The organism is Deltaproteobacteria bacterium, assembly GCA_005879535.1.
Lineage (GTDB): Bacteria > Myxococcota > Myxococcia > Myxococcales > 40CM-4-68-19 > 40CM-4-68-19.
The window spans coordinates 39164-47362 of record VBKI01000081.1; the positions used below are offsets into that span (position 1 = coordinate 39164).

Below are 8199 nucleotides of genomic sequence, written 5' to 3' on the forward strand. Positions count from 1 at the left end.
GCGTTCGCCCGCGCTCAGGCAGGAGGGACTTCCGAGTCACCCGGAAGCGGGTCGATCCGCTGCAGCACCCGGCCGACGAACCACTCCAGCGAGTCGCGCAGCTCGCGGGGCGGATCGGCGGCGGAGCGGCGGATCTTGCGAAACAGATCCTCGAGATTGCGCCGGTCCGCGCGCGCGAGCTCCGCGACCACGCCTGCGCGTCCGGTGCCGTCGGAAATCGGAATGGTGCCTCGCCGGGCGTGCGTCCTGCGGACCACGCTGTCGTAATGCAAGAGCGCCCGATCGAGCAGCACCCAGGGAAAGTTCGGCTGCGCATGGGGACCGATGCGAAAGCGTCGGCCGCCTTCCCAATAACGCCGCGCGGCGCTCCACCATCCCGCGATGCCGCCGGGCCCGATCTGCCGCACGCTCGCGTACCGACGGCCGAGACCGAAGAGTGCGGTAGCGCCTCCGACTGCGCCGCCGATGGCCGTTCCGGCGAGCAGGCTCGCTCCGCCGACGAGCGCGTCGACCGCGCCGCCCACCGCGGCGCCGGCCAGCGTGCTCGCCGCAACGAGCTCTACGGGAGCGAGACCGAGCAACCTCCACGTCTCTTCGGCGAAGAGGTCCTGCTGGAAGATGGGCCGATCGAGCGACGTCGTCTCGAAGCGGACTTCGCCATGCGCGTAGAGAGCCTCGACGCGCCGACGCGCCTTCTCTTCGCGCTCCCTGAGGTGGTCATGGAAGCTGCGCTCCAGCCGGTCGCGCTCCGCCTCCAGCGCCGCTTCGTGCGCGACGGCGATCTCCTCCGTGTGCGTGAGCTCGTCGAGCAGGAGGTCCGCGATCTCGCTGCCCGCATCCGCGCGGCGGCGCCGCCGCTGCGCCGTCAGCGCCGTGATCGCCTCGTCGATGGCGGCGCGGGACTCCGGCCGGAGCTCGCGGAACGATTCGAGCAACTTCAACCGCTCTTCGAAGCTGACGGAGAAGGCGTCGAAGTCGCGCACCATCTTGAAGTACTGATCCAGGGCTCGGTGCCACTCGAGGCCGTAGTCCTCATCGCCGATGCGGTTGACGAGCGCCATCCCGGGCCGTCCGGTCCAGCGCAGGATCTCCATCTCCGCTTCGTAGTTGCGCCGGAAGGGCCGCGTGCCATCGACGACGTACAGCACGTTCGCTCCGGCGAGGATCGGCGCGAGAAGCTTGCGCTCGTCCGCGAACTCGCCGGTGCCCTGGTATGCGCGGAGCAGCTCCGCCACGCGGGCGGGACGATCGGCGGCGGACACCTGCCGGGATCGAAGCCACGCCAGGGCGCGGGGCGCGTCCTCGAATCCCGGCGTGTCCACCAGCACGAACAGCGTACGGCCGTCCACGCGCACCGGATATTCGCGGACTTCGGTGGTGGTTCCCGGACGGGGATCGATCCGGACGGTGTCGTCTTCCGCGAGGGTGGCCACGATGCTCGATTTGCCCTTGTTCACCCGTCCCACCACCGCAAAGCGCGGAGGGTCGTTCATGGCGCAGCCTCCAGCGGCTGCACGGCGATGTACGGGTCTTCCAGCGCAGCGAGGCTCTCTTCCCAGATGCGCACTTCCGAAGTGGAAGCCGGGCGGACGCCGGCCGCGTCGACGGCCGCCAGGAGCACCACGAGGTGGCGGCGCGATCCCAGCGAACGGCGAAGCTCCCGCATCAGCCTGAGCATGGCCTTGTCCGGCGCTTCCCATCCCTCCGCGACGATCACCACCGGATCGGATCCATTCGCAAGCCGGGTCCAGTCGATGCGGCCTTCCTCATAGTCGCGTCCGCCCACGGGCTGGACGGAGGCGATGGCCCACCTGGTCTGCCGTGAAACTGCGGCCTCCACCGCGGGAAGCGCGGGTACGTCGCGCCACAGAACGAGGGTGCACCGGCTGGCGGCGCTCGCGGGGACCAGCGCCGGTGCGGCGTGCGAAGACTGCGGCGCAGCCAGCTCCGGCTGCGTGCTACGCGTCTCGATGCGCGGCTCCGAAAGCCGGCGAACCACGCGCATCACCTCGGAATCGTCGAGCGGAAGCCGCGCCAACAGCCGCGATCCGCGGACCGCGGCGATGCCGAGCGTCAGGCATCTCGGCAAGAGACCGTAGAAGGCGAGCGACGCGAGAAGGAACGGCCACCAGCCGCCGACGAGCTCGGGATGTGCCGCGCGGCCTCCCCCTGAGAGAACGTAAGATCCTTCGAGCCGCGAGTAGCGCGTCGCCTCCACCAGGGCGCGCGAAGGGTCCGCATCGGGCCAGAACCAGGCAAACGGGGCTGCCAGCGCGTGCACCAAACCGTGGAACCGGGGCGCGTCGAGCTGGAGCAGCGTCGTGCTCCAAGAGAACGCGATGTCGGAGAACACGATCAGCCGCAGGCAACCGAGCAGCGCTCCGACGTTGAAGGCGACCCCGAATGACTGGGTGAGACCGAGCAGGATCCAGGGCTCGAGGTGATGATAGAGCGACCGGCGGCTGCGCAGCCGGTGCCAGAGCGCGCGCCACTCCGCGAGCCGGTCTGCGTTGGCCCCGACCGCCCGGGCGGCAAGCCGTGGATACACCGCCGCTACCAGGCCGCGGAACAGACCGAAGAGAGGCGTGCCCAAGGCGGCGACCGGGAAGAGAAACGACGCGATCAAGAACGCGAAGAGCAGCAATTGAAGCCCGACGAAGACGAGAAGAAAGTCCCAGGCGTTCACGGGCTGCTCGCCGGTGTAGCGCAGCACCGCCGTCGCCGCGGTCCATCCGAGCACGAGCCCGGCGATCAGGAGCGCGGCGCGAATGCCGCGCAATACGTTGGCCACGGCGCGACCGGGGTAGAGCTGACCGGGCTCCGCGTCCCGGCGCGCTTGCAGCCAACGCGCGATGAGGACCCCGCGATCCCGCGGTGCCTCCGGAAAGCTGCCCGTGTCGCGCCCCTCGAGCGCGGCGGGATCCGCGCTCCGGTCGCGGGCGAGCTGCGCTTCGAGATCGACGAGATCGGCGAGCGTCATCGTTCCTCGTGGCAGAACATACCAACCCCGTTGCACACAGCCTTGCGGGAAATGGGTCGCTTGACGACGGCATCGTCGCCCGGGTACACGGCGCACATGGGCGGTTCCGGCCTGTTCGCGCGCGCTCTGACCCTTCCCTGGTGCCGGGCGCTTGCGATCATCGGCGTCTGGCTCTTCGCGGCGAACACGTTGGGCCTTTCGCGCCTCACCGCACCCGGACCTGCTTCCTGCTGCTGCGGTCATCACACTGGCGACGCCAAGTGCCACTGCCGCGCCTGCACACACGCCCGCGAGCTCGCCTCGAACAAACCTCTGGTGAAGACGTGCGGTTTCACGGGCGACATGCCCAGCGTCGTCTCGCCTGAGCCCGCGTACGCGCATGCCGTCCTGCGACCGGGGCGCGTGGTCACCCCTCCGCGGCTCGAAATCGTCCTGCTGGAATCTCCCGCTCCTTCCGACCCTTTCTTCGAAGTGCCAACGCCTCCTCCGCTCTCGCGATCCTGAGGACGACCGTGCCGGCAGCGTCCTGCGCTGCCTGTTCCTGGATCCCGGCCAAGGAGGAAGAATGCGCGCGCGCGCGCTGCCGTGTTTCATGTGTTGCATCGCTTTGGCTGCTTCGGCGCAGGAACGCGAGGTCGCCCTCGACCGCGGCGAGGCGTCCGGTCCTGGGCTGGAGGTGGCCGGTTTCAGACTCTCGGGATTCTTCGTCGGCTCGGCGAACTACAATTCGCGCATCCAGATGGTGCCCGAGTTCGCCGGCAGTGCTCCCGTTTCCTCCGAGCCGACGCGGATCGACTTCCGATTCGATCAGTTGTCCGTCGGCGTGAACCGGATCTTCTCGCCTTGGCTGTTCGCCGGCGCCAGCGTCGAGATCGAGCGCCACCGGCACCGGCACAGCCACGGATTCGATCCCGCGTTCGGATGTCCGGGCGCCGGTCCGTGCGTCGAGCAGTTCGGGACGGAAGCGATCGACACGGAAGTCAGCCTCCATCGCTTCAACGTCACTGCGGTCGCGCCCGTCGGCAACGGGATCGCGCTGTCGTTCGGTAGATTCGACACGCCGTTCGGCTACGAGCGGCACGACGCGGCGCTCAACCTGACCGCGACCACCTCCGAATTGCAGCGGTTCGGCCGTCCCCAGAGCATGACGGGCTTCCAGGCCTCGTACCAGTTCTCGCCGTTGCTCGACGTCTTCACCTGGGTCGTCAATCGTTGGGAGAACGAGACGATCGAAGATCCGCCCGAAGACAACAACCGCGCGAAGAGCATCGGCGGGCGGATCGGCTTCACGCCGCTGCAAGGTGCCAGCCTCCTCAACTTCGGAGTCGGCGGATTCTGGGGACCGGAACAGGACGAGAGCAATGCGCACGCGCGCTGGATTGCCGACGCGGACCTGACCTGGTCAGCATCGTCGCTTCTCGTCGCCAGCGAGTTCGTCTACGGCGGCGAATCGGGCGTCTCTTTCCGGCGCCGCGGGACGCCGTTCGCGGCAGACGGACTCGACAATGCCGACGTGCATTGGTTCGGCCTCTATGTCCTCGCCCACTACGACGTCGCGCCCTGGCTCGGCCTTTCCCTGCGGTATGGCGCCTTCAGGGACGATGAGGGCGCCCGGACGGGCGTGGCGCAGACCCTGCAGTCATTCACGATCGTCCCCATCGTCCACCTCTCGCGTCTGATCCCCGAGTTGCGGCCGCGCGGCGTGACCTACGCGCGGACGCGGCACCCGATCGACTGGGTGGATCTGCGGCTCGAATACCGGTTTGGTCACTCCAACCGGACCGTCTTCTCCGACGTTGCTCCCGGCCTGCCAATCACCGAAGCCACGAACGGCGCGCACGTGGTCACCGCGCAATTCGTGGTCAACTATTAGGGAGAGGCCAACCATGGAGGGAATCCGGCTGTCCCGCTTGACGATCAGCGGCAGGATACTTTGCACGCTCTTTCTCGTGGGGATCGGCTGCGGTGCCGTCGCGGCGTTCGCCCAGGCCGCCACCGCCGTCGGCGTTTCGCCCGCGGCAGTCCAGGCGAGCCTGGCGCCGGAGATGCCGATGGCCTCGATGCGTCACGGGGAGGCGAGCGGAGAGCGGGAGATCGACCTGGGGGAAATCTCCAGCGCGGCGAAGGTCTGGATGCGCACGCCACTCCTCATCCAGACCAGCCACACCCACCTCTTCAGCCAGACGCTCATCGCCGGCCTGCTGGGACTCATCTTCCTCTTCGCGTCGGTGCGGGAAGGACTGAAGGCGGCGATCATCGCACTGCCGTTCGTCGGCACCTTGCTGGACATCGGTGGAATGTGGTTGACGCGCTTTCTTTCGCCTGCGCTGAGCTTCCTGGTCATCGCCGGCGGCACGCTGTTCGCCCTCGGCTACGTGCTGATCGCGGCGTTGTCCATGTACGACCTCTGGCTGCGAAAGGAGAGCGCATGAGAGTCCGCATCGCGCTGGTCGTTGGCATGCTCGCCGCCGGCTCCGCACTCGCGCACATCACTCCGCCCGTCGTTCTCGCGTCGGACCGCGACGCGGTGAGCGCCTTGCTTGCGGGCGCAAGGCGCTACTTCCTCCGCGAGGTCCGGCTGACGGCGGCCGAGCGGCAACAGATGGAGAAAGAGACAGGCTGGCATCCGGACGAGGACTTCTATCGCTTCTACATCGGCCGCGACGAACAGCTGCACGACGTCGGCGCGGTCGCCTTCCTCACCGAGTACACCATCCACGGGCTGGTGCGCGTCGCGGTCGCGCTTGCACCGGACGGCAAGGTGACGGGCGCCCGCGTCGTCGAGCTGACCGAGGAGACGTACCCGTGGGTCAAAGGGCTCATTGACCGCGGCTTCTTGCAGAACTTCAACGGCCGGGATGCGCACGCTTCGTTCGCCATGGAGAGGGGACCCGGAAGCTCGATGCCGCAGTTTTACGGCAACGTGATCGCAGGCCTCGTCCGCCGCGCGGCGCTGCTGTACGAGGCCGGCATCCTCAGGCGCGGACGGCCTTAGCGGTCACCAGCCGACGCCGAGGTTCAGGAAGGGAATGCCGAGCGGGAGCACGCTGTACAGGCCCCCGCACCCGTCGCAGATCAGGTCCGCGAGCGCAATGTCGCCCCAGAAGGATTGGCCGAAGAGGCGGACGCCCCAGAGCACGACGCCGATCCTGCCGAGCCCGGTGCTGCTCACGTCGCGGCCGTACGCACCGGGAATCCAGACCTCGGCGCCGATGCGGACGCCCCGGGTCGCGAGCACGGAGAATCCGGCATGTGGAATGATCACGCCGTCTCCGTTCGAGGTGACGAAGTACGAGAGCACGCCCAGGTTCAGATAGCGATCGGGATTGCCGAACGTCAGGATGGGCCCTCCTCCGGCAACGAAGTAGGTCGACGTGCTGCCTACGAACGGGGCGAAGAGGAGCGCGTCGACCTCCAATCCGACAGCGCCGCCCTGGAAAGGAAGGCTCATCCGCACGGTCGGGCCGAACACGAACGCGCCGACGGGAATGGCGGTATGCAGGCCGAGGGCGATGTTGGGCGTGATTCCGTGATCGAAGGTCAGTGTTCCGAGCTCGAATGCGTTGAACGAGCTCGTGCCCTGCGGGCGGGTGAATGCAGTCGGGGCGAGGATGACGCGCGTCGGGTCACCGGATGGCGTCGTCGACCCGTACAGGCGCGCGTATGTTTTCGCGGCCTAGTCGCTCAGGACGGAATCCTGATTCGCCATTTCCGCGATGGTTTCCTTCGCTTGGCCGCCCGGATCTCCCTGCGCCGCGATGGAGTGCAGGCAATACGAGCGGGCCGCGGGATCGATGCTGCGGCAGAGTCCGAGCAACTCGGGATCGAGCTGGCGCGGCTCGGCGGGTTCCTGGGCCAGCGCCGCAACGGAGAAGCAGCACATGCTTGCCGCCAGCATACGCATTCATTCCCCTCCGCCGTACGACGACCTGCCGTCGCGAACGGCCACTCCACATCGTGGAAACTGCGACCGTAGCTTGCTAGTGTGCCCGCCCCGGGGGTTCCATGGTGGAGCAGACCGCTCTGGCGCGCACGATTTCGGACGACGAGCGCGTGCTTGCCGCGCTTCGCGTCGGCGACGAGCAGGCCTTCCTCGTCCTCGTCCAGCGGCTCCATCCATCGATGCTGCACGTCGCCCTCGCATTCGTGCCCAGCCGCGCCGTCGCCGAGGAAGTGGTGCAGGAGGCGTGGCTCGGCGTCCTCAAGGGTCTGGCGCAGTTCGAAGGGCGCTCCTCGCTTCGCCGATGGATCTTCGGCATCCTTTCCAATTGCGCGCGGACCCGCGGCGCCCGGGAGGCCCGCTCGGTCCCTCTCTCGTCGCTGGGCGCGGAAGACGACAGCGAGCCCGCCGTCGATCCCTCCCGGTTCCGGCCGCCCGATCATTCCCACTGGCCGGGGCATTGGTCGTCGCCGCCGACGCCTTGGCCGGAGGAGCAGTTGCTCCGGCGCGAAGCGGTCGAGGCAGTCGAGCGCGCGATCCAGGACTTGCCGCCCGGGCAACGCGCGGTGATCACGCTGCGCGACATCCAGGGTTGCGAGTCCGCCGAAGTGTGCGACGTACTCGGCATTTCCGAAGGCAACCAGCGTGTCCTTTTGCATCGGGCCCGCTCGAAGGTACGCGCGCACCTCGAGCGACGACTGCAAGCGGAGAAGCCGCGATGACGCTACGCGCGCCCGAGCAGATGACCTGCCGCGAGTTCGTCGAGTTGGTGACCGAGTACCTCGAGGGAGCGCTCTCGCTCGAGGACCGCACGCGATTCGAGCACCACCTCGTGTTCTGCACCTGGTGCGTCGACTACCTGCAGCAGATGCGCGAGACGCTCCGCGCCGCCGGACGACTGCGCGAGAGCGACGTGCCCGAGAATGCGAAGGAGAAGCTGCTGCGCGCCTTCCGGCAATGGAAGCGAGGCATCCCGTGATCGCCTACAAGTTCCTGCGTGTCGGCGCCGTCGGTCCCTTCACCGGTCACCGCTGGTCGCCGGGAACGTGGGTCGACGCGGCCGATGTCCACGAAGGCCTCGGCGTGCACGCCTGCCGCGTCTCCGATCTCGCGTTCTGGATCGGCGAAGAGCTGTGGCGCGTCGAGTTGCAGGGGCACGTCTGGGAGCGCGCGACGCAGATCGAAGCCGCGCGGGGACGGTTGCTCGACCGCGTCGCGGGCTGGCACGGGAAGGCGCGAACGGAGTTCGGACTGCACTGCGTGTTCCAGGCGCGAGACA

General features: G+C 68.2%; 10 protein-coding genes. 6 read left to right on the top strand and 4 right to left on the bottom strand.

Features of this window, described 5'->3' with window-relative positions; translation table 11 throughout:
* Nucleotides 1–14 precede the first annotated feature (14 nt).
* Together E6J58_18975 and E6J58_18980 are read right to left on the bottom strand one after the other, a co-directional pair.
* A complete protein-coding gene (locus tag E6J58_18975; protein TMB34359.1) occupies nt 15–1493 on the bottom strand; it encodes a DUF3482 domain-containing protein in 1479 nt (492 codons plus the stop codon).
* Nucleotides 1490–3583 carry a DUF2868 domain-containing protein gene (locus tag E6J58_18980; protein ID TMB34360.1) on the bottom strand — a complete coding sequence of 698 codons (2094 nt, stop codon included), beginning with the start codon at nt 3581–3583 and terminating at the stop codon, nt 1490–1492. Before E6J58_18980 ends, E6J58_18975 begins: the two co-directional genes overlap by 4 nt.
* On the opposite strand from E6J58_18980, the gene E6J58_18985 reads away from it, so the two are divergent.
* Genes E6J58_18985 through E6J58_18995 form a run of 3 tightly spaced genes read left to right on the top strand, consistent with a single transcriptional unit; the run spans nt 3360 to nt 5975 of the window.
* Complete coding sequence (locus E6J58_18985) at nt 3360–4853, top strand: hypothetical protein (protein TMB34361.1); 1494 nt, start codon at nt 3360–3362, stop codon at nt 4851–4853. The two genes, E6J58_18980 and E6J58_18985, sit on opposite strands and share 224 nt — an antisense overlap.
* A gap of 13 nt (nt 4854–4866) precedes the next feature.
* Nucleotides 4867–5412 carry a hypothetical protein gene (locus E6J58_18990; protein ID TMB34362.1) on the top strand — a complete coding sequence of 182 codons (546 nt, stop codon included), beginning with the start codon at nt 4867–4869 and terminating at the stop codon, nt 5410–5412.
* Nucleotides 5409–5975 carry a hypothetical protein gene (locus E6J58_18995; protein ID TMB34363.1) on the top strand — a complete coding sequence of 189 codons (567 nt, stop codon included), beginning with the start codon at nt 5409–5411 and terminating at the stop codon, nt 5973–5975. Before E6J58_18990 ends, E6J58_18995 begins: the two co-directional genes overlap by 4 nt.
* A gap of 3 nt (nt 5976–5978) precedes the next feature.
* Here the strand turns inward: E6J58_18995 and E6J58_19000 are convergent, their stop codons facing one another.
* Both E6J58_19000 and E6J58_19005 read right to left on the bottom strand, forming a co-directional pair.
* A complete protein-coding gene (locus E6J58_19000; GenBank protein TMB34364.1) occupies nt 5979–6431 on the bottom strand; it encodes a hypothetical protein in 453 nt (150 codons plus the stop codon).
* Nucleotides 6432–6656: 225 nt separating this feature from the next.
* Nucleotides 6657–6863, bottom strand: coding sequence for a hypothetical protein (locus E6J58_19005; GenBank protein TMB34365.1), 207 nt, complete (start codon nt 6861–6863; stop codon nt 6657–6659).
* A gap of 122 nt (nt 6864–6985) precedes the next feature.
* On the opposite strand from E6J58_19005, the gene E6J58_19010 reads away from it, so the two are divergent.
* The 3 genes from E6J58_19010 to E6J58_19020 form a co-directional block, all read left to right on the top strand.
* Nucleotides 6986–7642, top strand: coding sequence for an RNA polymerase sigma factor (locus E6J58_19010; protein ID TMB34366.1), 657 nt, complete (start codon nt 6986–6988; stop codon nt 7640–7642).
* Nucleotides 7639–7899: a zf-HC2 domain-containing protein gene (locus E6J58_19015; protein TMB34367.1), complete on the top strand. Its 261-nt coding sequence runs from the start codon at nt 7639–7641 to the stop codon at nt 7897–7899. Before E6J58_19010 ends, E6J58_19015 begins: the two co-directional genes overlap by 4 nt.
* Nucleotides 7896–8199 (top strand): hypothetical protein (locus E6J58_19020; GenBank protein TMB34368.1); only part of this gene is annotated, 304 nt, incomplete at its 3' end. The genes E6J58_19015 and E6J58_19020, both read left to right, overlap by 4 nt.